At 69.2% G+C, this 22,349-nt stretch carries 20 protein-coding genes; 13 read left to right on the plus strand and 7 right to left on the minus strand.

Annotated features, from left to right (window positions below; all coding sequences use genetic code 11):
• Window positions 1-78: 78 nt before the first annotated feature.
• Entirely contained in the window at window positions 79-747 is a 669-nt protein-coding gene (locus tag JOF42_RS16300) for a DsbA family protein (protein ID WP_210098763.1), read from the plus strand.
• Between the two features lie 15 nt (window positions 748-762).
• Here the strand turns inward: JOF42_RS16300 and JOF42_RS16305 are convergent, their stop codons facing one another.
• Both JOF42_RS16305 and JOF42_RS16310 read right to left on the minus strand, forming a co-directional pair.
• The gene (locus JOF42_RS16305) at window positions 763-2,613 is read right to left on the minus strand and encodes a glycerophosphodiester phosphodiesterase family protein (RefSeq protein ID WP_210098764.1); all 1,851 of its coding nucleotides are present in this window, start codon (window positions 2,611-2,613) and stop codon (window positions 763-765) included.
• A 40-nt stretch (window positions 2,614-2,653) separates the two neighbouring features.
• Window positions 2,654-3,730 carry a PQQ-dependent sugar dehydrogenase gene (locus tag JOF42_RS16310; RefSeq protein WP_210098765.1) on the minus strand — a complete coding sequence of 359 codons (1,077 nt, stop codon included), beginning with the start codon at window positions 3,728-3,730 and terminating at the stop codon, window positions 2,654-2,656.
• Window positions 3,731-3,833: 103 nt separating this feature from the next.
• On the opposite strand from JOF42_RS16310, the gene JOF42_RS16315 reads away from it, so the two are divergent.
• Both JOF42_RS16315 and JOF42_RS16320 read left to right on the plus strand, forming a co-directional pair.
• Complete coding sequence (locus JOF42_RS16315) at window positions 3,834-4,586, plus strand: hypothetical protein (protein ID WP_210098766.1); 753 nt, start codon at window positions 3,834-3,836, stop codon at window positions 4,584-4,586.
• A gap of 4 nt (window positions 4,587-4,590) precedes the next feature.
• Window positions 4,591-6,663 carry a DUF2156 domain-containing protein gene (locus JOF42_RS16320; protein ID WP_210098767.1) on the plus strand — a complete coding sequence of 691 codons (2,073 nt, stop codon included), beginning with the start codon at window positions 4,591-4,593 and terminating at the stop codon, window positions 6,661-6,663.
• An 11-nt stretch (window positions 6,664-6,674) separates the two neighbouring features.
• On the opposite strand, the gene arfB is transcribed toward JOF42_RS16320, so the two are convergent.
• On the minus strand, window positions 6,675-7,115 hold the full coding sequence (gene arfB / locus JOF42_RS16325; RefSeq protein ID WP_210098768.1) for an alternative ribosome rescue aminoacyl-tRNA hydrolase ArfB: 441 nt from the start codon (window positions 7,113-7,115) through the stop codon (window positions 6,675-6,677).
• Window positions 7,116-7,139: 24 nt separating this feature from the next.
• Window positions 7,140-8,438, minus strand: a complete 1,299-nt coding sequence (locus tag JOF42_RS16330) for an MFS transporter (RefSeq protein ID WP_307803626.1) — start codon at window positions 8,436-8,438, stop codon at window positions 7,140-7,142.
• A gap of 70 nt (window positions 8,439-8,508) precedes the next feature.
• Here JOF42_RS16330 and JOF42_RS16335 point away from each other — a divergent pair, with 70 nt between their 5' ends.
• Window positions 8,509-9,123, plus strand: a complete 615-nt coding sequence (locus JOF42_RS16335) for a TetR/AcrR family transcriptional regulator (protein WP_210098769.1) — start codon at window positions 8,509-8,511, stop codon at window positions 9,121-9,123.
• 9 nt (window positions 9,124-9,132) lie between these two features.
• Here JOF42_RS16335 and JOF42_RS16340 read toward each other — a convergent pair whose 3' ends face one another.
• Together JOF42_RS16340 and JOF42_RS16345 are read right to left on the minus strand one after the other, a co-directional pair.
• Window positions 9,133-9,681: an isochorismatase family protein gene (locus JOF42_RS16340; RefSeq protein WP_210098770.1), complete on the minus strand. Its 549-nt coding sequence runs from the start codon at window positions 9,679-9,681 to the stop codon at window positions 9,133-9,135.
• A 20-nt stretch (window positions 9,682-9,701) separates the two neighbouring features.
• The gene (locus JOF42_RS16345; RefSeq protein WP_210098771.1) at window positions 9,702-10,721 is read right to left on the minus strand and encodes a zinc-dependent alcohol dehydrogenase; all 1,020 of its coding nucleotides are present in this window, start codon (window positions 10,719-10,721) and stop codon (window positions 9,702-9,704) included.
• An 87-nt stretch (window positions 10,722-10,808) separates the two neighbouring features.
• On the opposite strand from JOF42_RS16345, the gene JOF42_RS18240 reads away from it, so the two are divergent.
• The 9 genes from JOF42_RS18240 (at window position 10,809) to JOF42_RS16390 (ending at window position 21,495) form a co-directional block, all read left to right on the plus strand.
• A complete protein-coding gene (locus JOF42_RS18240) occupies window positions 10,809-11,762 on the plus strand; it encodes a LacI family DNA-binding transcriptional regulator (protein WP_210098772.1) in 954 nt (317 codons plus the stop codon).
• The gene (locus tag JOF42_RS16355) at window positions 11,759-12,601 is read left to right on the plus strand and encodes a helix-turn-helix transcriptional regulator (protein WP_210098773.1); all 843 of its coding nucleotides are present in this window, start codon (window positions 11,759-11,761) and stop codon (window positions 12,599-12,601) included. The genes JOF42_RS18240 and JOF42_RS16355 overlap by 4 nt, the downstream gene beginning before the upstream one ends.
• Before the next feature lie 165 nt (window positions 12,602-12,766).
• Window positions 12,767-13,828 carry an ABC transporter substrate-binding protein gene (locus JOF42_RS16360; RefSeq protein WP_210098774.1) on the plus strand — a complete coding sequence of 354 codons (1,062 nt, stop codon included), beginning with the start codon at window positions 12,767-12,769 and terminating at the stop codon, window positions 13,826-13,828.
• 8 nt (window positions 13,829-13,836) lie between these two features.
• Window positions 13,837-14,910 carry a FecCD family ABC transporter permease gene (locus JOF42_RS16365; RefSeq protein ID WP_210098775.1) on the plus strand — a complete coding sequence of 358 codons (1,074 nt, stop codon included), beginning with the start codon at window positions 13,837-13,839 and terminating at the stop codon, window positions 14,908-14,910.
• Window positions 14,907-16,004: a FecCD family ABC transporter permease gene (locus tag JOF42_RS16370; RefSeq protein ID WP_307803627.1), complete on the plus strand. Its 1,098-nt coding sequence runs from the start codon at window positions 14,907-14,909 to the stop codon at window positions 16,002-16,004. The genes JOF42_RS16365 and JOF42_RS16370 overlap by 4 nt, the downstream gene beginning before the upstream one ends.
• 11 nt (window positions 16,005-16,015) lie before the next feature.
• Window positions 16,016-16,804 carry an ABC transporter ATP-binding protein gene (locus JOF42_RS16375; protein WP_210098776.1) on the plus strand — a complete coding sequence of 263 codons (789 nt, stop codon included), beginning with the start codon at window positions 16,016-16,018 and terminating at the stop codon, window positions 16,802-16,804.
• Complete coding sequence (locus JOF42_RS16380) at window positions 16,801-18,447, plus strand: ABC transporter transmembrane domain-containing protein (protein ID WP_210098777.1); 1,647 nt, start codon at window positions 16,801-16,803, stop codon at window positions 18,445-18,447. Before JOF42_RS16375 ends, JOF42_RS16380 begins: the two co-directional genes overlap by 4 nt.
• Complete coding sequence (locus JOF42_RS16385) at window positions 18,444-20,225, plus strand: ABC transporter ATP-binding protein (RefSeq protein ID WP_210098778.1); 1,782 nt, start codon at window positions 18,444-18,446, stop codon at window positions 20,223-20,225. The genes JOF42_RS16380 and JOF42_RS16385 overlap by 4 nt, the downstream gene beginning before the upstream one ends.
• A gap of 76 nt (window positions 20,226-20,301) precedes the next feature.
• Window positions 20,302-21,495: a low temperature requirement protein A gene (locus JOF42_RS16390; protein ID WP_210098779.1), complete on the plus strand. Its 1,194-nt coding sequence runs from the start codon at window positions 20,302-20,304 to the stop codon at window positions 21,493-21,495.
• A gap of 112 nt (window positions 21,496-21,607) precedes the next feature.
• On the opposite strand, the gene JOF42_RS16395 is transcribed toward JOF42_RS16390, so the two are convergent.
• Window positions 21,608-22,348: a hypothetical protein gene (locus JOF42_RS16395; protein ID WP_210098780.1), complete on the minus strand. Its 741-nt coding sequence runs from the start codon at window positions 22,346-22,348 to the stop codon at window positions 21,608-21,610.
• Between the last annotated feature and the right edge of the window lies 1 nt (window position 22,349).

The raw sequence follows: 22,349 nt of genomic DNA on the forward strand, positions 1-22,349 counted from the left end.
CAGGCACGCCGTCGTTCGGCGACCCCGGCCGCGCCGCGGCATCCTCACCCTGCCTGATCCCCACCGTTGGAGAACCCCATGAAGACCCCTGTCAAGGCGACCCTGATCGCCATCGCCGTCGCCATCGTCCTCGCCGTCGTCGGCATCGTTTACGCGATGTCGCAGCGCGCCGCGGAGCCGACCGCCCCCGAGGGCGAGAAGCTGCAGACCGTCCGCACCGACTCGCACGTGCTCGACGACGGAGGAGCGGATGCCGTGACCGTGGTCGAGTTCCTCGACTTCGAGTGCGAGGCCTGCGGCGCCTTCTACCCGATCGTCGAAGACCTGCGCGAGCAGTACGCCGGCGACATCACCTATGTCGTGCGGTACTTCCCACTGCCCGGCCACCTCAACTCGACCCAGGCCGCGCTCGCCGCCGAGGCCGCGGCCCAGCAGGACCGCTTCGAGGACATGTACCACCGCCTGTTCGAGACGCAGTCGCAGTGGGGCGAGCAGTCGCAGGAGACGCCCGAGGTGTTCCGGGGCTTCGCCGCAGATCTCGGACTCGACATGGCGGCCTACGACGCGGCCGTCGCCGACCCCGCGACCCTCGCGCGCGTGCAGGCCGACAAGAGCGACGGAGAGAAGCTGGGCGTGCGCAGCACCCCCAGCTTCTTCATCGACGGCGAGCCCGTGGTGCTGGAGGCGTGGGACGACCTCGAGGCCGCGATCGACAAGGCCGTGAGCGAGAACGCCGTGAGCGACTGAACTCGGCCGCGGCGGTCACCAGGGCCGGATCGTCCGGCTGGCGGCGTCGAGGTACCGGCTGACCGGGTTGGTGATCCGCTGGTCGAGGTCACGCGCGGTGACGGCCTCGGCCACGCGGTCGGTGATGATGCCGTCGACGCCGCGGTCGAGGTACTCCCCCAGGACTCCGGCGTCGTCGACCGTCCAGACGAACAGCCGCCTTCCCTGATCGTGCAGGTCGACGAGCATCTCGTCGGAGTACGACCAGTCCTCGATCGCGACCGTGCCCGCGTCCGTGCGCGGTGCGTCGCCGATCTGGAATCCGGTGACCAGCGCGACCTCGCGCTCGGGGTCGGCGGCGGCAATCTCGTCGACGATCCCGGCATCGAGCGACTGGATCATGTGGCGACGGTCGGGGTCGAGGTCGTTCATCACCGCGACCACGCGCGAGGCGAACCCCGGGATCTCGTGCCCGTGCGGCTTGACCTCGACGAGCACACGGATGCCGAGATCGTCGGCAGTCCGGAGGTACTCGGCGAGGGTCGGGATGCGGTCCTCGAACTCACCCTGACGGACCGTGACCTGTGAGGCCTGCGCCTCGGTGAGGTCGTACACGGAGCGTCCGTCGCCGGCGAGGCGTTGCAGGCTCACGTCGTGGATGACCACGTACCCCTGATCCGCGGTCTCCTGGATGTCCATCTCGACCATGTCGGCCCCCGCCTCGGCTGCACCCTGCAACGAGGCGATCGTGTTCTCGACCCCCGCTGCCGTGTAGCCGCGGTGCGCGATGATCAGCGGCTCGGATGCGGCATCGCCCGATGCGATCGTCGCGAACACGACGGGCGGCACCGCCAGGATGCCGAAGAGCACCAAGGCGGTGACGGCGACGACACGTGAGGGTGCGTCGCGCACAGGCCGGGACGCACGCTCCTCGGCGGCGACTCCACCGTCGCCCGAGAGGCTGCGGTCGAGGGAGACTCCACGGTCGAGGGAGACGAAGAAGAACGCGAGGAACGCCGCCGCGAACCCCGTCGTGACGAAGCGCACGAGGTCGAGGAGGGCGAGCACGCTGCCGGCGACGCCGTCTCCGGCATCCGACCCCGAGGCGATCGCGACCGGGATCGCGCCCAGCAATGCCGCGAGGAGGTAGACCGTCGCGGCGGCGACGCCGACGGTGACGAAGACCCCCGCGATGTGCACCTGCGTCCTCCGCGTCAGCGCGACACTGCGCCGCATCGCGGCGAGCACGGTGCGCTCGTCTCCGGCGAGCGCGGCGGCCGTCGCCGCGAGCCTCAGGGCGAGGTACAGCAGGCCGACCACGACGATCCCGTACGCCCATGCGCCGAGTGGGGTCTTGACCAGCTCGCCGCTGATGAACGTCGGGATGGCGATGTGCGAGGTCAGGCTCGCACCCACGCCGAGATGCGAGAGAGGAAGCACCAGCAGCGCGTAGACGGCCACGAGGATGAGCTGCCAGTTGCCCGCTCGCCGCAGGAGCCGCCAGACGCCGCGGAGGATCGCGGCGACACCGGGTGCGTCGCCTCGGAGGCAGAGGTGGGCGACGACCGAGAAGATGCTGACCTCGACGAGAGCGAACGCCGTCGCCACGAGGGCGAGCAGCACCAGGGCGAGCAGAGCGAGGGGGCTGCCGAGAAGGCCGGGGAGCCCGGCGAGGCTGAGTCCGTCGACACCCGCCGCGGTCAGCGCGCTCTGGAACAGGACCAACAGCACCGGGAGCACGACCCAGACGTAGAGCCCCTGGGTCACGATGGACACCACCATCACGAGAAGCAGTCGGCGTCGCAGGATCGCGGCCGCGGACCTGATCGCGGCCAGCACCCGCTGGCCCGCCGAGGGCTCATGAGGCGGCGGGGAACTCGTCTGCATGCTGCGAGCGTATCGGGAGACCGCGACTGAGGGCGCGGGATCAGTCGAGCCCGAGACGGATGATGCGGTCGTCGCCGTCGGACGGGTTCCCGCGGCCGTCCGTGTTGTTCGTGAGGAACCAGAACGTGCCCCCGGCTCCGATCACGACGTCACGCAGCCGACCGAACTCCCCCACGTACTGTTCGGTGCTCGCGGTCAGATCGTCGAGAGGAACGGTGCGCAGGCGCTCGCCGCGCAGGTTCGCGATCACGATGTCGGATCCGGTGACCGCGATGCCGCTCGGGCTCGCGTCGTCGGGCGACCACTGCTGCACCGGGTCGATGTAGTCGGGGTCCCCGGCGATGCCCTCGACCTCGGGCCAGCCGTAGTTGCCGCCGGCGTCGATGACGTTCAGCTCATCCCACGTGTCCTGCCCGAACTCGCTCGCGTACATCGCGCCGTCGGCATCCCACGCGATGCCCTGCGGATTGCGGTGTCCGAAGCTGTACACGGGCGACCCCTCGAACGGGTTGTCGGCCGGCACGTCGCCCTCGGGCGTGAGACGCAGGATCTTGCCAGCCAGAGCATCGAGGTCCTGGGCGCTGTCGCGGTCACCCGCATCTCCGGTGGTGACGTACAGCATGCCGTCGGGACCGAACGCGATGCGGCCGCCGTTGTGGTTTCCCGCCGAGGGGATGCGGTCGATCACCGTCGTCGGCTCGCCGAGAGACAGGTCGCCGGCCTCTCCGCGGATCTCCCGACGCTCGACGCGGTTCCCGTTCTGCGCCGTGAAGTAGGTGAACAGCTCGCCGTCATGCACCGCGAGTCCGAGCAGGCCGCCCTCGCCGCCGGGCGCGACACCGTCGATCACGGCGACCTCGCGCGTCTCGCCGCTTTCGGCGATCTCGAGCACTCGCGCGGAGTCGCGCTCGCTCACGAGAGCGACGTCGTCGTGGAAGGCGATCGACCAGGGCGCATCGAGCCCTTCGGCGAACGACTCGGGCGCCGGGAGCGAGACCGACGTCGGCTCGGGCGTGCACGAGACGAGCAGGAGGACCGTCGACAGGGATGCGGCGGCGAGCGCGGCGGCTGTGCGCGGGTGTGATGTCGGACGGCGTCGGGTCGTCTTCGCGTGCATGACTCCATTCAAGGCGGGATCGCCACCGAGCGACACCCTCGAGCCGCGAACCGCCCCGCGGAACCGGTATCGGAGACCCCGGACGCAGGAGCACAATACCGATATGAGCGAAGGCTCCTCCCTGGAGCTGCCCGTACCGGAGGAGGGGCCGGAACCGGCATCCGACGATGAGATCGCACCGCCGACGAGGGAATCGGATGCGGTGCTGGGCCGCCGCGCGCAGCTGCTGGCCACCGAGCACTGGGGCCTGCTCGCGGCACGCAGCACCGCGCAGAGCGAGGTGCTCACCCGAATCACGATCTTCCTGACCCTCGTGTCGGCCGGTCTCGTGACGATCGGGCTGCTCGGGCAGGCCTCCGATTTCGGCGGCTGGTTCGGCGGCGCCTCGCTCGCGATCCTCGGGTTCCTCGCGCTCATCGGCTTCATGACGCAGGTCCGGGTGATGAACGTGTCGGAGGAGGACATGATGTACGTCGTCGCGATGAACCGCATCCGCGGCGCGTACGTCGACCTCGACCCCGCGGTGGCGGATGCGTTCCTCGCCTCGCCCTACGACGACGCCGCGGGCATGAAGCGCACGTACTCGTTCCTGCGACCTCGGAGCGCCAGCATCCTGCTCGGCAGCTCGGTGATGCTGCTGATCGTCGTGAACGCATGCGTGGTGGGGATGCTGGTCGGCTCGGCGATCATCGCCGGTGGAGGCTCGTTCGCGTGGGCCATCGGATGCGGGATCATCGCCGGCCTGCTCTTCACCGTCGGCTTCATGACGTTCGGCGGTATCGGGTTCCGGTGGGCCTGGAGTCACTACACGCCCCGGCGCCCCACTCCGGACGGAGGCACGTCCTCGCTACGCTGAGCGCATGACCGAGACGCGAACCCCCGCGCATCCCGTTCTCGCCATCGTGCGACGACTCCCCGCGACCCTCACGATGATCGCGCTGATCCTCGTCGTCGGAGTGGTGTGGCAGGGCCTGTGGCGCCCGTTCGAAGACACCCCGCTCTTCGCCACCGTGGCCTACGGACTGCCGAACTTCCTCGACGGCAAGTGGTGGACTCCCCTCACCGGCACGTTCTTCGTGAACCAGCCCTGGGTCTACGTCTTCACGATCTCGGGATTCTGGGGCATGGCGTACCTCGAGTTCCGCCGGGGAACCCGAGTCGCTCTCGCCTACTACTGGATCGGTCAGCTGTTCGCGGTGTTCGCGACCGCTCTGGTGCTCGCCGTCGCGTCGCAGCTGCCGTGGGCGTGGGCCGAGGCCCAGGCGCAGGCGCTCGACGTCGGCGCTTCCGGCGGGACGATGGCCTGCATCGCGGCGGCCGTCGGCCTCTTCCGCCCGCCGTGGCGGGTGCGCGGCTGGCTGGTGCTGCTCGGCTTCGTGTTCACCGCGATGCTGTTCTGGGGCGCGCTCGCCGACCTCGAGCACCTGCTCGCGGTGCTGCTGATCCTGTTCGCCGACCGCACTCTGCGTGTGCGGCGCACGACGGTACGCGAGCAGAGGCTGATCGCGGTGATCGCGCTGCTGGTGCTGGGGGCGGTCGAGATCATCACGACCTTCGTCGCCACCGACGGCCCGTTCGGTCCGACGGAGCCCGCTTCGGGGGGATTCATCGACCTGGCGATCGACCTCGTCGTCATCGTCGTTCTCATGAACGGACTCCTGCGTGGTCGCCGCTGGGCGTGGGTGCTCGTGATCCTGCTCGGCCTGTTCAACGTCCTGGTGGCGGCACTCCTGCTGATCCTCATCACGGTCTTCTCGCAGGCGCAGGTCGACCTGCGGTGGGACGGCGAGACCGAGCTCTCGCTCGCCAACGGCTTCCTCTGGCTGATCCTGCTCGTCTACCTGGTGTGGGTGCGGCGCGCGTTCCGGGCGAAGCGCAAGTCGCTGCTCGGCATCCAGCCGGCTCCCTCGGTCGACGAGGTGAAGACCGAGCTGCGTGCGCACGGCGGCGGCACCCTGTCGTGGATGACGACCTGGGAGGGCAACAGCTACGCCCGCACAGCCGGGGGAATCGTCGCGTACCAGCGGCGAGCCGGGGTCGCGCTGGCGCTCGCGGATCCGATCGGACCGGCGGATGCCCGTGCCGATGCCGTCGCGGATTTCATCCGAACCGCGGAACTCGCGGGACTCGTCCCGTGCTTCTTCAGCTCGGACGACGCCACCCGCGAGGCCGTGCCATCGACCTGGCGGAGCATCGTGGTCGCCGACGACACGATCGTCGACCTTCCTGGTCTCGAGTTCACCGGCAAGCGCTGGAACTCGGTGCGCACCTCGCTGAACCGCGCCGGCCGTGACGAGATGACCTTCCGGATGACGCATCTGAAGTCGGAGTCGTGGGGCGTGCAGCAGCAGCTGCGCGCGATCTCGGAGGCCTGGGTCGGTGACAAGGACCTCCCGGAGATGCGGTTCACGCTCGGCACCCTCGAGGAGGCGGAGGATCCCGAGGTGCGCCTCGCCCTCGCTCTGGCTCCGAACGGCGACGTCGACGGATTCCTGTCGTGGCTGCCGGTCTACGGTGACGCCGGAACGGTGCGGGGCTGGACGCTCGACCTCATGCGCCGTCGGGAGGGCGGCTTCGCTCCGGTCATGGAGTACCTGATCGGGTCATCCGCTCGTCAGTTCTCCGAGGAGGGCGCGCAGATCATGTCGCTGTCGGGTGCTCCCCTCGCCCACGACTATCCGCCGGATGCCGGCATGATCGCCGCGCTCAGCGACCGCCTCGCGGAGGCTCTCGAGCCGGTGTACGGGTTCGGATCGCTGCACCGGTTCAAGCAGAAGTTCCACCCTCGCTACGAGACCATGTACCTGCTGTTCCGCGACGAGAGCGACCTCGCCGCGATCGGCACGGCCCTCACTCGGGCGTTCCTGCCGGATGCGACCCTGCGACAGTTCGCCGGCGCTGGTCTCGAACTCGTGCGCGGCGGCAAGGACTGATCGGGGAGTCGTCACCCGTCGCGCGGCGGTTTGCGCATCTGCTTGACGTCGGTGCGCCGCTTCTTCGCGGTCAGCCGCCGTTCCTTCGACCCACGGCTCGGCTTCGTCGCCCGACGCTGAGGAGCCGGCGGCCGCAGAGCGTCGGCGACGAGCGCCACGAGGCGTTCCCGTGCGGCATCACGATTGCGCAGCTGCGCGCGGTGCTCGGAGGCCGCGATCGTCAGCGCTCCGTTCACCAGACGACTGCTCAGTCGGTCGAGGATGCGGTCGCGCTGATGGGGCGTGAGAACGGTGCTGTGCGCGGCATCCCACACGAGCTCCACGCGCGAGTCCGCCGTGTTCACGCCCTGCCCGCCGGGCCCCGACGAGCGCGAGAAGCGCCACGACAGCTCGGCCTCGGGGATCGTGAGGCCCGACGAGACCCGGAGCCCGGGGCGGTGGGATGACGGCATGCATCCATCATCCCTCCGCCCAGGTCAGTTGTCGGCGTGCGCGAGCTCGGTCGGCAGGTCGGCGTCGGCATCCGCATCGGCATCGGTCGGCTCGCGTTTCGCGGTGTTCGCGATGTGCGCGCGGCCGACCACGATCGCGGCGACGACCATGAGCGCGGCACCCAGCCAGTACGGGGCGGCGTGGCTCACGGTGACGTAGAGCGCGCCGGCGATCAGCGGTGCGACCGTGTTCATCGCCGCGGCGAGCGACTGGGTCGCTCCTCCCAGCCAGCCCTGCTCGTCGTCGCCGACCGCGTTCGACATGGCTCCGTCCATCGCTGCCTGCGAGGCGCCCTGGCCTGCTGCGAGCATGAGCGCACCCACGATGAACACCCACGGCTGCGCGAAGATCGAGGCGACGACCGCGAGGCCGATCAGGCCGATCATCTGCGCGACGATGCCGCTCACGATCACGCCGCGCTCTCCGATGCGCGGCAGCAGGATGCCGAGCAGCACACCCTGGATGAGGATGTCGATGATGCCGACGGCCGCGGTGAGCAGACCGATCTGCGTGGGACCCCACTGGATCGAGTCCAGGGCGAGCACGCTGAAGTTGTTGACGAAGAAGCCGAACGGCAGCGCGAGCAGACCGAAGCCGATCATGAGGCCCCGGAGCTCCTTGCGGCGGAAGGCGTCTTTGAAGACGGCGAACGGCTGCAGGTCGCGGACGGCGATGCGCGGGATGCGGTTCTCGGGCTTCAGGCTCTCGGGAAGCAGGAAGATGCTGAGGATCGCGATGATGAGCCCGACCGCCGCGGTGAGGAAGACCGGGAGCTGCAGGCTCACGGCGGCGAGGAGACCGCCGATCGCCGGGCCGATCATCATGCCGATGCCCGACAGGGCGCCGAGCAGGCCGAACCGCTGCGCACGCTTCTCGGGCGGGGTGATGTCGGCGAGGTAGGCGAAGAGGGCGGGCATGTCGCCGGCGGTCAGGCCCTGGATGACGCGGGCGAGGACGAGCACCCAGATCGCTCCCCCGATGCCGAACAGCGTCATGGCGAACGCGGCACCGAATGCGGCACCGATGATGACGGGGCGACGGCCGAAGCGGTCGGAGAGACGACCGAGGAAGGGAGCGACCAGGAAGGCGCACAGGCCGTTGATCGCTTCGAGCACTCCGACCCAGATCGCGAGATCGCCTTCGTGCGATACGTATTGCAGCACGACGAAGGGCAGGACGGGGAGGACGACGGTCATGCCGATGACGGTGAGCATCGTCAGCACGATGAGCATGATCCAGGCGCGCTTTTCGCTGCGCGCAGGCGGGTTCTTAAGTGAAGTCACTCCGAAACTGTATCAATACCAGTTTTGTTGTCAAGCCAGTTTTGTATCGAGTGCGCGATATCGTGGAGACATGACGAACTCTGCACCCCTCGGACGCCGGGAGCGCAAGAAGGCGGCGACCCGCAAGAACATCTCCGACGTCGCGACGATGATGTTCCTCGAGCGCGGCTTCGACAACGTCAGCATCCGCGAGGTCGCCGATGCGGCCGACGTGTCTCCCACGACGGTGTTCGCGCACTTCCCCCAGAAGGAGGCGCTCGTGTTCGACGAAGACGACGAGCAGCGCGATCGGCTCGTCTCCGCAGTGCGCGACCGCGCCGAGGGCGTCACGATCAACCGGGCGATCCGCGATTTCTACACCGCGGAGGTCGGCGCGAACATCGACGAGCACGGCAACGACGTGACGCGGATCTTCCTCGCCTTCCTCAACGAGACTCCGGCACTGAGCGAGTATGCCGCGAAGATGTGGCTACGGCACGAGGATGCCCTGGCGGATGCGATCGCCGACGAGCTCGGACTCCCCGAGCCGACGGCGGAGATCCGCGTCTACTCGCGATTCGTGCTGCAGATGCAACTGCTCGTCAACGAGCACGAAGACCAGCTCGGGATCCTCGACGCCGGCTTCGCCGTGCTCGAGAACGGCTGGGCTCCGGTCGAGGCAGCCCTCACCGGACCGCAGGACTGACCAGCCGGATCAGATCGCGGCGAGAACCTCGGCTGTCGTCCGCACTCTCCCGAGCGCGGGGAACACCCGCGTCAGCGAGCGCTCGTGACCGGAGGGGTCAGGGTCGGAGACCGCGTCGGACACGACGACGACCGAGAAGCCCAGGTCGGCGGCGTCACGTGCGGTCGACTCGACGCCGAAGGTCGTCGCGAGGCCCACGACGACGATGTCGGTGATCTGGGCCGCGGTCAGATCGTCGAGGAGCGAGGTGCCTGCGAACGCGCTCCACCCGGCACGCGGATGCACGGGTTCGTCGCCGCGATCGTCGATCCCGGGAGCGAGCTCAGCGAACCCCTCGGGCCAGACCCGCCCGCCGGGTCCGTGGTCGGTGACACCGGACGCCGTCCCGGTCGACACCACGAAGGCGACGGGCCGGCCGGAGCCACGGAACGCCTCCACGAGACTGCCCACGTGGGACACGAGGTTCTCGGCACTGACCGCTCTCGCGTTCGGAAGGGTTCCCGCCTGCACGTCGACGACGACCAGCGCCGTCGTCGACGGGAATTCGATGTTCGGCATCCGGTTCTCTCCTCCTGTCGTCACGGGAACGTGACGACGACCTTCTCGGCGGCACCCGGAGTCGCCGCCAGGGCGAGCGCCTCCTGCACCCGATCGAACGGGATGCGGTCGCTGATGATCAGCTCGCACTTGCGCCAGTTCGCGATGATGTCGTCGGTGACCTCGAAGATCTCGGTGGGGTAGCCCATCGAGAGCACGACGGTCAGCTCGGTCGTGAGCAGAGCCCCGAAGTCGATCTCGACCGGCTTCTTGTGCACGGCGACGATCCCGAGGGTCGCGCCCTGCTTGGCCGCCGACGTCGCCGTCGCTATGACGGCGGGCGCACCGGCGGCATCCAGATAGACATCCGAGTCCGGGCGCTCCCCGCGCACACCGACGACCGGCGCCGCCGTGCCGTGCAGCTCGACCAGACGGGCGAAGACATCCTCGTCCGCCGAGTTGATCACCGCATCCGCCCCGATCAGCAGTGCCTTCTCGAGGCGATTCGGGACGATGTCCACGACCACGACATGGCCCGCGCCGCGCGCCTTGAAGCCGAGCACCGCGCCGAGGCCGATCGGCCCCGCACCGAACACCACGATCTTGTCGCCGGGCTTCGATCCGGTGCGATTGGTCGCGTGCCGGGCGACGGCCATGGGTTCGTTCAGCGCGGCCACCTCCCACGGGATCTCATCGGGGATGACTCGGAACTGCACCCCGGCCCGCGCGTCCTTCAGGACGATGACATCGCTGAATCCGCCCTGTGCACCGCCGCTGCCGAGCAACCCGTCGACCGTCGCCATGACATTGATCACCACATGGTCACCGACCTTCGCACCGGTCACCTCGGACCCGACCTCGACGACCTCCCCCGCGGGCTCGTGCCCCAGCGGAGTGGCCCCCTGGCGAGGCGGGATGCCGCCGTACGTCGTGTACATGTGGTCCGACCCGCAGATGCCGCAGGCCTTCATCTTCACCAGCACATCACTTGGGCCCGCCGTCGGCTGCTCGACCTCGAGGACCTCGGTGGTTCCTGGGCCCGTGATCACCACTGACTTCATGTCGCTCTCCCTCGATCGCGTCGTGCGGTGCCGCCTCGCGTGGTCGCCGCCATTACTAAACAACATTAGTGACTCTAAGCTATCCCCGTGGCTGAGAGTTCTCGCAAGACCCCGACCATCCGGGACATCGCCCGGGTGAGCGGAGTGTCGGCGACCACCGTGAGCTTCGTGCTCAACGACACGGCGGGCCAGACGATCCCCCTCGGCACTCGCGATCGCGTCCGGAATGCGGCGCAGGAACTCGGATACCCGACCACGCTCGCCCGCGCGTTCCGCGAAGGCGCCACCCGGACGGTCGTGGTCGCGACCGGCGGATTACCCCGAGGCACCGCGCTCGACTCCTTCCTCGACGGACTCGGCAGCGAACTCGCCGCCCACGGCCACTCCGTCGCAGTGCTGCCGTCGAGCGGTGAGGCGCTCGACCGCATGATCGACGCCATCTCACCCCGGGCGGTCATCGACCTCGGCGCGATCTACGCCGGTGCCGAGAGCGACGGTCTCGACGGCGGATGGATCGACGGCCTCGCGTCGCACACGCTCACGCAGGCGGTTCACCTCGTGGACCGGGGGCACGCACGCATCGCCTTCGCCAGACCTTCCGACGACCACGGCATCCCGGCGATGATCGCCCTTCGGGAACGCCATCTGCGGGAATCCGCGCGGGCTCTCGACATCGCCCCGCCCGTGACCGTCGCCATGCCCGAAGATCCGGATGCCGGCACAGCCGGCCTGGCCGAAGCGATCTCCCGGGGCATCACCGGTGTCGCTGGTTTCGACGACGACTCCGCCGCTCGCGTCCTGCGCGCAGCGCGCAGTCTCGGCATCCGCGTTCCTGATGATCTGTCGGTCATCGGCTTCGACGACGCCGGTTGGGGCACGTACACGAGCCCCGCGCTCACGACCGTGCGGATCGAGGCCGTGGCCTACGGCCGTCGTGCAGCACGCGACGCGCTGGGCGTCGTGGATGCGACCGCCGTCGCTCCGAGCTCTCACATCATCGAACGCGGATCGACCGGCTCGGCACCGCAGAGCACGACGTGAACTCCTACCGCCAGGAGGACTGGGACGCGAGCCCGGTGCATCCGTCGACGATCCGCGCGCCGTACCTGATGGGCACCGGCGTCGTCACCGGCGAGGACACCGACACCCGTCCGCTCGCACCGCCGCACTCGCACCCCGATGCGATGCTCGCGTGGTGCTACCGCGGCACGGTCTGGGTGCAGCTGCAGGAGTCGATGTGGCGCCTCGCCCCGGGACAGGGGGTCTGGATCCCTGCACACACTCCGCACACGGCGCGCCACGAGCGCGACTCGACCGGGTGCTACACCTACATCGCAGACCCGTCCCTGATCGCCCCGATCGACGAGGTCACCCAGGTGCTGGTCCCCCGGGCCGTGCAGGAGATGCTGCTGCACCTCGGCATCAACGACATGCCGACCGACCTCCGGGTGCGCATCCAGTCAGTGCTCATCGAGATGCTGCAGCATCCGTCCGCCGAGGCCGCGGACGGATGGGGAGAGGTGCCGCTGCCGGCCGATGAGCGCGTACGCCCGCTGGTGCAGGCGGTGCTCGCCGACCCCGGCGACCCGCGCAGCGCGCGACAGCTGTTCCTCGCGCACGGACTCCATGAGCGCACAGTGCTGCGCATCTTCCAGAACGACGTCGGCATGACCTTCGCCCGATGGCGCACCGGGGTGCGGATGACGCTCGCAGCCCGGCTGATCGTCGACGGCACCCCCATCGGCGCTGCCGCCCACCGCTGCGGCTATTCCACGACGAGCGCGTTCTCTGCGGCGTTCAAAGAGCGATTCGGCCTCACCCCCAGGCAGCACGTCGCACGCGTGCAGGCCGACTCCGCGCACCAGCTCTACTGGCGATGACGCTCCCGGGATGACGTCCCGGTGTCGATTCAGCGACACAAGTCGTCTGCCTGACGACACTCGAACCGTCCTCTGCGTTCTAGCATCGTTCTGTTAGGACATGCTTACCTAACCTTGCGCCGCGTTGACGCGGCATACCCTCCCCCCTCTCTCTGAAGGAGAATCATGACGCACGCTTCTGCGCGCCCGAAGACCCGCCGTGGTGCTGCGCTCGTCGCGGCCGCCCTGGCCGCCGCCCTCACCCTCGCGGGGTGCACGGCCTCTGCCGACACCGCCGATTCGGCCTCGACCTCCGCCGACGGCGTGGTGATCGAGCACGCCCACGGCGAGACCGTCATCCCCGAGAAGCCGCAGCGCATCGTCACCCTCGGCTGGATGACCCCCGACATCGTCGCAGCCCTCGGCACCAACCCGGTCGGAATGGAGGAGGTCTGGGGTGCCGATGAGAGCGGGTACCAGCCCTGGTTCGAGGACTTCGTCACCGAGGAGTACGGCGAGACGCCCGAGATCATCCCCTTCACGGAGGACGGCCCCAACTACGAGGCGATCAAGGCGCTGAAGCCCGACCTCATCCTGAGCCTCTACTCGGGCGTCACCGACGTCGAGTACGAGCGTCTGACCGAGATCGCCCCGACCGTGCCCTACATCGAGCGCGCCTGGGACCCGAGCACCTGGGAGGACATGACCCGCACGATCGGCAAGGCCATGTCGGAGGACGACAAGGCCGAGGAGCTGATCACCGAGACCGAGGAGATGATCACCTCGCTCGCCGATGAGCACCCCGAATTCGACGGCAAGACGTTCGTCTGGGGCCTGACCCTGAACGAGGGCGGCACCGACCTCGGCGTCTACCTCGAGTACGACCCGCGCGTGCGCATCACCGAGGCGCTCGGCTTCACCTCGACCTCGGCGATGGACAGCTTCCTGGCGACCGCCGAGGGGGACAACTGGTACACCGGCGTCAGCCTCGAGAAGCTCTACGACGTGCAGGCCGACCTGTTCGCCGCATGGGGCAGCAGCGTCGACGAGGGCGAGTACACGGTCGAGAACAAGGTCGTCTCCCGCTGGGAGCCGATCGAGGCGGGCTCGTACGTGATCTACGCCGACGACGCCCAGGCCTCCGCGATCAGCGCCCCCACCGTGCTCTCGCTGAAGTACATCCTGCCGACCTACGTCGACGACCTCGCAGCCGCCCTGCAGGGCGAGCCGACGATCGCCGGCGAGTGATCCGAGAGATGTCCCTGGCGACGGAAGACGGCACGGACGTCTCGATCACGGGCGCGGGGAGTCGTGCAGACGACTCCCCGCGCCGCAACGGGGCGCTCGTGGCGGGCCTGGTCGCAGCGACGATCGTGCTGGCCGCCGCCACGGTCGCCTCGCTCGCCATCGGCAACCGCGCGATCGACCCGGTGACGGTTCTGAACGCGGTCTTCGCCTACGACGACGAGAACCCTCTGCACCTGATGGTCATGGAGCTGCGTGTCCCGCGCACACTGCTCGGCATCGTCGTGGGCGCGGCTCTCGCCGTCTGCGGCGGACTGATCCAGGCGTTCACCCGCAACCCTCTGGCCGACCCCGGCATCCTGGGCGTGAACGCCGGCGCGTCGTTCGCCGTCACGTTCGCGGTGGGGATCCTCGGCCTGACCACCCCCGGCGCGTACGTGCCGTTCGCGCTGCTCGGTGCCTTCGTCCTCACCGTTCTCGTCTACATCCTCGGCTCGTTCGGACGCTCCGGTGCGACACCGATGAAGCTCACGCTCGCCGGGGTCGCTCTCGGCGCCGCGTTCACCGGATTCACCACCGCGATCGTTCTGCGAGATCTCGGCACCCTGCAGGTCATGCGCTTCTGGGGAGTCGGATCCATCGGCGGACGCACCCTCGACCAGCTCGCCTGGGCCGCACCGCTCATCGCGAGCGGCCTCATCATCGCGCTGCTGTGCGCGCGTTCGCTCAACGCCCTGGCACTGGGCGACGACCTGGCGCAGTCGCTGGGAGCACGCGTGCGCGTGACCCGTGTGCTCGTCATCATCGCCGTCACGATCCTCGCCGGCACGAGCGTCGCCGCCGCCGGCCCGATCGCGTTCGTCGGCCTCATGATCCCGCACGTCGTGCGCTGGTTCACCGGCCCCGACCAGCGCTGGGTGCTCACCTACTCGATGGTCATCGGCCCCGCGTTCCTGCTGGCCGCCGACATCCTCGGGCGCATCGTGCTGCCCAGCGGAGAACTGCGCGTCGGCATCGTCACGGCGCTCCTCGGTGCGCCGATCCTGATCATCCTCGTTCGTCGCAAGCGGGTGAGCGGACTGTGAGCATCGACCAGCGTCAGCGGCCCTCTCACGACCAGCGGACCCCCGACTTCACCCCGGTCGATCACAGCCGTCGCCTCTTCCGCGTCGAGACCGCGCGCGTCGCCGCGCTCATCCCGGTGCGCTCCGTCGTCGTCAGCGCGGTTCTCGTCGTCGTGATCATCGCTGCCGGTCTCGCATCGATGACGATCGGCGCCTACGAGGTCGACTTCGCCTCCGTCGTCCGCGCGATCTTCGACCCGTCATCCGACCCCGACATCCGTCAGGTGGTCTTCGAGTGGCGGCTGCCGCGCGTGCTGTTCGCGGTGCTGTGCGGCGCGGCTCTGGCCCTCTCCGGCGGCATCTTCCAGTCACTCACGCGCAACCCGCTCGGCTCGCCCGACATCATCGGCTTCGGAGTGGGCGCCCAGTTCGGCGTGACTGTGATGATGGTCGTGCTCGAGCTGAACGCATACATGTTCAAGGCCGTCGGAGCCCTCGTCGGTGGCCTGTTCACGGCTCTGCTCGTCTACGTGCTCGCCCACAAGAACACGCTGTCGTCGTTCCGACTGATCATCGTGGGCATCGGCGTCTCGGCAGGGCTCGGGTCTCTCACCTCGTGGATCCTGATCTCGGTCAGCGTCGAGAAGGCCATGATGGCAGCGACCTGGGGCGCGGGCTCCCTCGCCTCCCTCGGGTTCGACCAGCTCATTCCCGCCGCGATCGTCTTCGCGATCGTGACGCTCGCCTCGCTCCCGCTGAACCGCACCCTGCCGGTGCTCGAGATGGGTGATGACGCGGCGACCGCGCTCGGGGTGAGCCCCGGACGCACGCGGCTCGCCGCGATGGTGTTCGGGGTGGCCCTGGTCGCCCTGGTCACCGCCGCCGCGGGCCCGATCTCGTTCATCGCCCTCGCCGCACCGCAGATCTCGCAGCGTCTCACCCGCTCGAACACCCCCATGGGCACCGCCCCCGTGATGCTCACCGGTGCCGCGCTCGTCGTCGTGTCGGACACCGTCGCCCAGCTGGTCGCCGTGCCGGTCGGCGTGGTGACCGTGTCGGTCGGCGGGCTCTACCTCGCCTGGCTGCTCGCCGCCCAGTACGCGCGTCGCGCCTGAAAGGAACATCGATGACCACCTCGCTGCTGGCCCGCGACATCACCCTGAGCTACGGCGACACCCCGATCGTCTCGGGGCTGTCGCTGGAGGTTCCGGATGACTCGTTCACGATCATCATCGGACCCAACGCCTGCGGAAAGTCGACGCTGCTGCGCGGCTTCGCCCGACTGCTGCGCCCGACCACCGGCACGGTGCTGCTCGACGGCGCCGAGCTGCGCACGCTGAAGCCCAAGGATGCCGCGAAGAAGCTCGGGCTCCTTCCCCAGTCGTCGATCGCGCCCGACGGCATCACCGTCGCGGATCTGGTCGGACGCGGACGGTTCCCGCACCAGAGCGCGATGCGCACCTGGAGCAGCGCCGACGAGCGCGCTGTGTCGCAGGCGATGGCAGCCACCGGTGTCACCGACCTCTCTCGACGCCTGGTCGACGAGCTCTCCGGCGGCCAGCGTCAGCGCGTCTGGGTCGCGATGGCCCTCGCGCAGCAGACCAAGCATCTGCTGCTCGACGAGCCGACGACGTTCCTCGACATCGCCCACCAGATCGATCTGATGGAGCTGTTCGCCGACCTTCACCGCAACGGCACGACCCTGGTCGCGGTGCTGCACGATCTCAACCATGCCGCCCGGTACGCGACCCACCTCGTGGCGATGCGCGACGGTGAGATCGTGGCGCAGGGCGATCCCCGCGAGATCATCACGGCGGAGCTCGTCGAGGCCGTGTACGACCTGCCCTGCCGGGTGATCACCGATCCCGTGTCCGGCACGCCGCTCGTGCTGCCGCTCGGTCGGCGGAAGCCGTGACCACGACTCCGCGACGGCTCTTCGCGCTGGCCCTCACGTCGCAGGGGCGAGGGCTGACCCTGGCCGCGGCGACGATGCTGCTCGTGGTGCACTCGCTCACCGAGGCGGCCATCCCCGTCATCATCGGCGCCACGATCGACCGCGCCGTGCTCCCGTCGGACGCGGCCGCGCTCACCCTCTGGATCGGCATCCTGGTCGGCACCTTCCTGCTGTTGACGGCGAGCTACCAGGCGGCATCACGACTGATGGTCGGCGTCTACGGATACGGCGAGCAGGCACTGCGCCACCTCACCCTGTCGCGGATGCTTCGCCCTCGCCTCTCTCAGCGCGCGACCACTCCGGGCGAAGCGCTCACGTATGTGACCTCCGACACCTATCGCGTCGCGGGCGTCGCGTGGTCGGTCGCGCAGCAATGCGCGACGATCGCGGCGATCGTCGGGGCGGCGCTCGCGATGCTCGTGATCTCGCCGTTCGCGACCCTGGTCGTGTTCGTCTCGACGGTCGCCATGATGGTCACGATGCGGATCGTCTCGCGTCCGCTCGAACGCCGAGGTGCCGCAGAGCAGCGCGCGGCGACGGAAGCGGGTGCCGTGGCCGCCGACTTCATGTCGGGATTCCGGGTGCTCGTCGGCATCGGAGCACGCGAAGAGGCGGTGCGGCGCTACGTCGTGGCCAGCGACGCCAGCCGCATCGCGGCGACGACCGCCGGCCGATCGCTCGCGGCCTACGAAGCGGTGAGCTCGGTCCTCGCCGCCGTGGCGACCACCGCGCTGGCCGGGCTCTCGGCGTGGTTCGCCGCCGAGGGGCAGATCAGCATCGGCGAGCTCGTGACGGTGCTCGGTCTCGCCCAGTTCCTCAGCGGATCGCTGGCATATGCGGGGTCCTTCCCCTCGAACTGGATCCACAAGCTCGCCTCCGCGAAGAGGCTCGCCGGAATGGTGGATGCCGAAGACCTTCTGCATCCGTCCCCGACCGCGCCGACGCCCGGCTCCGCGCTCCCGTCGGCCGGCGATGTCGCTCTGTCCTTCCTCACAGGCCCCGACGAGTCGATCCGGGTGGACGTGCGCCGCGGCGAGATGCTCGGCATCCGCCCGTCCGACAGCGAGGAGGCGCGCGCGCTGTCGCGCCTCCTGGGCATGCGCACTCCGGCGGCACGGGGCCGCGTCTCGGTCGCGATCGACGGCTCGCTCCATGACCTGCGAGACCTGGATGCGGCGGACTACCGCCGCCGGGTCGTCGCCCTGCCCCACCGTCACACGATCGTGAACGGCACGGTCCGCGAGGCCGTGCAGGGCCCCGGCACCGCGGCGGAGCCGACGCCGTCGCTCGTCGCCGCGGCTGCACTGCACGACACGGTCGTCGAGGTCGGAGGGTGGGACGCTCAGGTCGGCGAAGCCGGCCGCCGCCTCTCCGGAGGGCAGCGTCAACGCATCGGGCTCGCACGCGGGCTGCACACCGACGCCGACATCCTGGTGCTCGACGAACCCACGTCCGCGGTGGACGCGATCACCGAGGCGCACATAGCGCGCTCGATCGCCCGACTCGAAAGGACGACGATCGTGATCAGCACCTCCCCCGTGCTCCTCTCCGCCTGCGACCGCGTCATCGCGCTCTCCCCCGACGAGGCGGAGGTCCAGGCATGAACGACACTGCGACGCCTCTGCTGCCGATCGCGACGGGCGCTCGCGTGCGCGTCGTCATCGGGATGCTGCTGCGCCGCCACCGCGGACGAACCGTCGGCGTGTCGGTGCTGTTCCTCGCGGCATCCGGTCTCGGCATCGTGCTTCCCGCATGCCTGGGCCGAGTCGTCGATGCCGTGTCGAGCGATGCGGGTCTCGCCGTGATCGCCGGGTGGGTGGCCGGCGCCGGCGCCGGGGCGGTCGGCGCCGCGGCGGTGATGCTGTGGGCTGCTCGTGTGCTGACCGGGCTCGTGCAGGACCTTCTCGCCGACCTGCGTGAAGACGTGTTCGCTTCGGCGATGCGTCTGCCGGTGAGCACGGTCGACGACGGCGAGACGGCGGATCTGCTCTCGCGGGTCACCGGAGACGTCGACGCGGTCGCCGAGGCCGGTGGGAACGTCGTCCCCGTGCTGCTGTCCGCCGGGTTCGCGATCGGCGTCTCGGTGATCGCGCTGACCGCCCTCGACCCGTGGCTCGCGCTCGCGGGCGTCGCATCCGTGCCGTTCTACGTGCTCGGCACCCGGGCTTTCCTCCGGCGATCGCGCGTCGTGTTCCGCGAGGTGCGGGTGCGCGAGGCCGCGCGGAGTCAGGCCGTGCTCGACGCCGTCGAGGGAATCGAGACCCTCACCGCGCTCAACGAGCAGCACCACGCACTCGCCAGGGTCGCTGCGCGCGCGGAGGACTCGATCCGGATGCAGATCGAGGGCGTCCGGGTGCGCAACCGCCTCTTCCGCTGGATCAACGGCGGCGAACTCGTGGGCCTGGGGGCGATCCTCGCCACCGGGTTCCTGCTGCACGCGAACGGAGCGATCACGGTGGGCATGGTCACGACGGCCGCGCTGGTGTTCCATCGCCTGTTCGATCCGGTCGGTCAGCTGATCTTCGGTCTCGACGACATCCAGCGCGCGGCGATCGGTCTCGCACGGCTCGTGGGGGTCATCGATCTGGCGCCGGAGACGGACTCCGCGGCATCCGGCACAGCCGCCTCCGGCACGGCCCGTACGGTCGGCGATCATGCCCGGGTCGAGCTGGACCTGCAGGATGTCGGCTATCGGTATCCGTCGACCGGACGAGGCGTCGTCGACGTCACGCTGCGCGTGGAGCCGGGCACGACCGCAGCCCTGGTCGGCTCGTCGGGATCGGGCAAGAGCACGCTCGCGAGGGTCATCGCAGGACACCATCTGCCGGAGTCCGGCAGCGTGCGGCTCGAGCCCGCGGCGACGACTCCCTATTACGTGTCGCAGGAGCTTCATCAGTTCCGCGGCTCGCTCGCCGACAACCTGCGTCTCGTGGCGCCCGATGCGAGCCAGGACGAGCTGGTCGCCGCACTCGTCGCGGTGGATGCCGAGTGGGCGGTCGAGCTCCTCGCATCCGTCGCCCCCGCCCCGCTCGACGAGGGTCGGATCCAGCAGCTCGCCATCGCTCGGGCCCTGCTCGCGAACCCGGCCCTGGTGATCCTCGACGAGGCGACGGCCGACATCGGACTCCACCACCGGGATGCCGTGGAGAGCGCGATCCGGGTACTGCGCCGAGACCGCACGACGGTGCTGATCTCGCACCGCCTGGAGCCCGTCTCGACCGCCGAGCAGATCGCGGTCTTCGCCGACGGGCGGGTGGCGCAGCTCGGGACGCACGACGAGCTGCTCGCGGCCGACGGCCCGTACCGCAGCTTCTGGCTGGCCCAGAGCGCCGGCAGAATCGATCGCACCGGAGCGTCCGGCTCGACGGCGGGGTTCCGCTGACCGTTCCCGGCTTCGGCAAGGACCCATCTCTGAGCGAGTGCGCCGAGGTCTCGAGCGGCGATGCCAGGATGGTCGCATGGCATTCGGAATGGCCCGTGACGTGCTGCGCCCCACGGACTCTCCGCGCGCGGATCGGGTGACGTACGTCGAGCTGTTCTTCGACCTCCTTTTCGTCCTCGCGTTGACGCAGCTGTCTGCCTACCTCTACGACAACCAGACGCCTCTGGGTGCCTTCGAGGGCGTCATCATGGTGTGCGCACTGTGGTGGGCGTGGGTGTCGACCACTTGGGTGACGAACTGGCTCGACCCCGTGAAGCTCCCCGTGCGCGCGGCGGTGATCGCACTGGCCTTCGTGGCGCTCGTGATGAGCGTCTCGATCGCCGAGGCGTTCGGCGAGCGGGCGTGGGCGTTCGCGATCGCCTATGTCGTCTTCCAGGTCGGGCGCACGGCGTTCATCGTGTGGGCGACAGCCCGACACGACCGGCGGGTGGCCCGCGACTTCTCACTCATCCTGTGCTGGACGGTCGCCGGTGGCGCCCTGTGGATCGCGGGCGCACTGATGCCCCTCGGGTGGCAGCTGCCGTTGTGGGCCGCAGCACTGGCACTCGAACTGCTGGGCACTGTGCTCGGTTTTCCGGTCCCCGGACGCGAGAAGGTCCGGCTGAGCTCGTGGGACCTCTCCGGTCCGCACATCGCCGAGCGCACGTCGCTGTTCGTGCTCATCGCGCTCGGTGAAGGCCTGCTGGTGACCGGCTTCGCGTTCGTCGACAAGGAGTCGTCCGTCGCATCGATCGCTGCGATGATGACGGCGTTCGTCGCGGCAGCGGCGACCTGGTGGATCTACTTCGATCACGGCGAACGCATCGGCGCCGAGGCGATCGAGGCATCGGACGAACCGGCACGGCTCGCTCGCACCGTCTACACCTGGGTGCATCTTCCGATCATCGCCGGCATCGTGCTCCTGAGTGTGGGCGACAAGGAGATGCTCGCGCTGCCCGACCAGCACGGCCTCGCCGCGACGGTCGTGGTCGTCGGCGCACCGATCCTCTTCCTCACCGGCACTGTGCTGTTCCGCCGCGTGCTCGAAGGGCGCTGGGCGCGGGCTCAGCTCATCGGTCTGGTGGCTCTCGTCCTGCTCGCCGGTGTGGGGCTCGCAGGCGTCATCGTCACCGTCCTCACCCTGTCGATCGCGACCGCGCTGGTGCTCGTCGGTGTCGCAGCGGGCGAGACCGTCGAACGTCTGCGTCGAGGCCGCCGCTCCGGGGGCTGAACGGGAGCGGTCACCCTCCGCCGCATTTACCGTGGACCTACGCCCACCGTTGGGTCTGGCGCACCCTGGCGGCGCCTCAAACTGTGTCGTGGACCACGTCGACGTCACGGAATCAGATCGCGTGGATGCGGTCGAGGCGCCGCGGCCGCAACGACTTCGGATCTTCGACGACATATCCAAGAGCACGCAGTTCTTCAGCTGCCGGCTGCGGATCATCAGCGACCGCTGCACGCACCTGCATCACACGCCAACGTTCCCGACCTTCGCAGATGGCGGCCTTCGCCGTCGATTTCACATCGATCCCGAACTCGATCCAGAGCATCTCGATCACATCCTCGAGACAGAGTCGGAAGCGGTGCCCGCCCGTGGGGAAATGCAGATCAGCCAGGCGCGGGGGCTTCCCGGACTTGACGCCTTTCTGATGGATCTTGCCGCGCCGAGATGCGCCCGTCTTCAACAGCTCAGCTTCGATACTTCCGTGTTCGAAGTGAAGATTGTAGTGCGCAGCAGGAGTGTTCGAGTGGGCGTTCCTCACATAGTCGACGGTAAACAGCGGGCGGCCGACTTCGAAGGGACGCACAAGGAAAGTCGACCCCACGACGGTGGCGCGCTTCGAGGTCGGACTCATCATCAGCTTGTAATCGACCTCGAGCTGAAGGGCGGGGCGCTGATCAATCGTCAGCGGGATCCCGCCCGCGAACACCGAGGCGATCGCGATGCGCGCCGAGCCATCAAGTTCTGGTGAAGCGTCCGCGGTGAAACCGAGGTGTCCAGTGGGGAGGATCTCCGAGAGGCGGAGCATCAGCTGGACTGCGAACTCGTGTGCCTCGTCTTCGAGAGCCGATGCGTCCACG

The organism is Microbacterium phyllosphaerae, assembly GCF_017876435.1.
Taxonomy (GTDB): domain Bacteria; phylum Actinomycetota; class Actinomycetes; order Actinomycetales; family Microbacteriaceae; genus Microbacterium; species Microbacterium phyllosphaerae.